Below are 2,953 nucleotides of genomic sequence, written 5' to 3' on the forward strand. Positions count from 1 at the left end.
CCCGCGATCAGCAGCAGTCCGGCGGCCGAGGCGGCGACCGCCCGTATCCAGCCCGCCGTGCCCGGCATGGCCAGCAGCACGATGCCCAGCGCGAGGGTGGCCGCGGCCAGTCCGCGCAGCAGGCGCCGGCCGGCCTCCGGGCTCCAGCCGTGCGGTCTGCGGCTCATGCCGTCGGCGATGCCGTCGACCAGGTCGTCGATGTGCACCTCGGGCAGCGCCTCGGTGCGGGGCCGCAGACAAAGCTCCTCTCCGTCCCGCAGACCGAGGGAGTCCAAGGTACTCTCGGGGTCGAGCGGTGGACCGCCGAGGCGTTGGAGCACCCAGCCTCCGTGCTCCAGGCCGGTTTCCTCCAGGTCGTCCCCTCCGTAACCGATCACTGTGGGCAGCAGATCGGCGACGGGGACGTCGGAGGGCACGGCCAGGTCGACGGTCCTCGCCGGAGCACGCACGGTGACGCGGCACAGGCTTGCCGTCTGAATGTCAGTCATGGGTTCGGGATTCACACTTTCTGGCGGACCACGCGATACGCGGTGGCTGGAAGGTGGCAGCGGCACACCGGTCGGTCGCCGAACGCGACGGAGAAGTCGGACGGGGCATGCGCCGACGAGTTTGACCGGACGCCGGGCTTTTCGCAACACCACTCCGGGAGTTCGGCTGCACAACACCTCCCGGCCATTTTCCCGACGCGCTCGCTCGGGACCCTGACCCTTTACGGAAAAACCCGCGACGTTCCCGCGAGGTTCCCCCGGAGTTCCTTCCGAAATCGTTGAGGAGGACGTTCGTTGAGCGTGATCCTGTTCCGCCGCCCGGCCCGCCGTAAAGGGCCGGAAATGCCGTCGGGGGAGCTGAGCCTTCAGGAGCCGCCCACGCTTCCGGAAGTCGTGCCGGACAGTTCCGCGGTGTGGACGTATCTGCCGATGGCGCTGATGTCGGTCTCCATGATGCTGATGTTCATGCGGCCGGGGATGAGTCAGAGCAGCGGTGGATTCATCTACATCGCGCTCGGTGTGATGGTGATCGCGTCGGCGGGCATGATGCTGGGTCAGGTCATGCGGCGCAACGGCGAGCGCAAGCAGCGGATGAAGGGCGAGCGCCGCGACTACCTGCGGTATCTGCGGCAGACCCGGCGCATGGTGCGGACGTCCGTCGTCGAGCAGCAGCGGGCCCTCGCCTGGCGCCACCCGGAACCCGACGCGCTGTCGTCCCTGGTGCGCAGCACCCGGCTGTGGGAACGGCGGTCGTCGGACGAGGACTTCGCCGAAGTGCGGATGGGCGTGGGCGACCAGCGGCTGGCGATGAAGCTGACACCGCTGTCGACCAAGCCCGTCGAGGACCTGGAGCCGCTGTCGGCGCACGCGCTGCGCAGCTTCACCCGCGCCTACTCCACCGTCCGCGACCAGCCCATCGCGATCTATCTGCGGGCCTGGTCGAAGGTGCTGTTCCGCGGTGACGAGGAGCGGATACGGGCCCAGGCCCGGGCCCTGCTCGCGCAGTTGGCGGTGTTCCACTCCCCCGACGACCTGTGGATCGCGCTGTGCGTCTCGGACGAGCGGCGTGCGGAGTGGGAGTGGGCGAAGTGGCTGCCGCACAGCCTGCACCGGCACGAGGAGGACGGAGCCGGACCGGCCCGCCTGATCGCCTCGGCCTTCGCCGAGCTGGAGAACCTGCTCGGCGCCGAGTTCCTGGAGCGGCCGGGCGCCGCCCCCGACGCGGTCCCCGGCCGTGAGGAGCCGTACACGGTCGTCGTGATCGACGGCTGCACGGTTCCGGCGGGGCACCGCTTCGACGGCCACGGGTTCCGCAACGCGGTGGTGCTCGACCTCACCGGGGCGCTCGCGTGGAAGCCGGGGCGGACCACGCTGCGCCTGGAGGTGGACGAGGGCGGTGTCGCGCTGGTGCGCACCGACCGCGACCGCAAGGAACAGTCGACGGTGCTCGGCCGGCCCGACCGGCTGGGCACGGTGGGCGCGCTGGCGCTGGCGCGGCTGCTCGCGCCGTACCGGATGAGTGTGGGCGGCGACGACTCCAGGCCGCTCGCCGACGACGTGCAGCTGACCTCGCTGCTGAACATCCCCGATCTGCACCGGCACGACCCGGCCACGCTGTGGGAGAAGGCGACCGGCGGCGCCCGGCTGCGGGTGCCGATCGCCGTGGGCGGTGAGGGCCGGCCCGTGGAGCTGGACATCAAGGAGTCCGCGCAGGGCGGAACGGGACCGCACGGCATGCTGATCGGCGCGACCGGCTCCGGCAAGAGCGAGCTGCTGCGCACCCTGGTGCTGGGGCTGGCGCTGACCAACTCCTCCGAGACGCTGAACTTCGTCCTCGTCGACTTCAAGGGCGGCGCCACCTTCCTCGGCCTCGACGAGCTGCCGCACACCTCGGCGGTCATCACCAACCTCGCCGACGAGGTGGCGCTGGTCGCCCGCATGCAGGACGCCCTGCACGGGGAGCTGATCCGGCGGCAGGAGCTGCTGCGGGCCGCCGGGAACTACACCTCCGCGCTGGAGTACGAGAAGGCGCGGCAGTCCGGGACGCCGTTGCAGCCGCTGCCCAGCCTGTTCGTGGTGGTCGACGAGTTCAGTGAACTGCTGGCCTCGCACCGCGACTTCATGGAGCTGTTCGTGATGATCGGCAGGCTCGGGCGGAGTCTGGGGGTCCATCTGCTGCTCGCCTCGCAGCGGCTGGACGAGGGCCGTATGCACCAGCTGGAGAGCCATCTGTCGTACCGGATCGGTCTGCGGACGTTCTCCGCGATGGAGAGCCGGGGTGTGCTGGGGGTGCCGGACGCGTACGAGTTGCCCGCGCAGCCGGGTGCCGGGTTCCTCAAGAGCGGTGTCGACGCGCTGACCCGGTTCCGGGCCGCGTACGTCTCGGGCCCTTACCAGCGGCGCCGGGCCGTGGTGCCCAGCGAGTTCCACAGGCGGGCGCCGGCCCATGACAGGATCCCGGCGAC

2 protein-coding genes are annotated in these 2,953 nt (G+C 70.8%); one reads left to right on the plus strand and one right to left on the minus strand.

Translation table 11 applies throughout. The annotated features are described in order from the left end of the window. Window positions 1-488 (minus strand): type VII secretion integral membrane protein EccD (gene eccD, locus B9S61_RS11285; protein WP_103542137.1); only part of this gene is annotated, 488 nt, incomplete at its 3' end. A 294-nt stretch (window positions 489-782) separates the two neighbouring features. On the opposite strand from eccD, the gene eccCa reads away from it, so the two are divergent. Beyond that, window positions 783-2,953 (plus strand): type VII secretion protein EccCa (gene eccCa, locus B9S61_RS11290; protein ID WP_219819908.1); only part of this gene is annotated, 2,171 nt, incomplete at its 3' end.

It is taken from the genome of Streptomyces sp. SM1, from assembly GCF_002910825.1.
Taxonomy (GTDB): Bacteria; Actinomycetota; Actinomycetes; order Streptomycetales; family Streptomycetaceae; genus Streptomyces; species Streptomyces okerensis.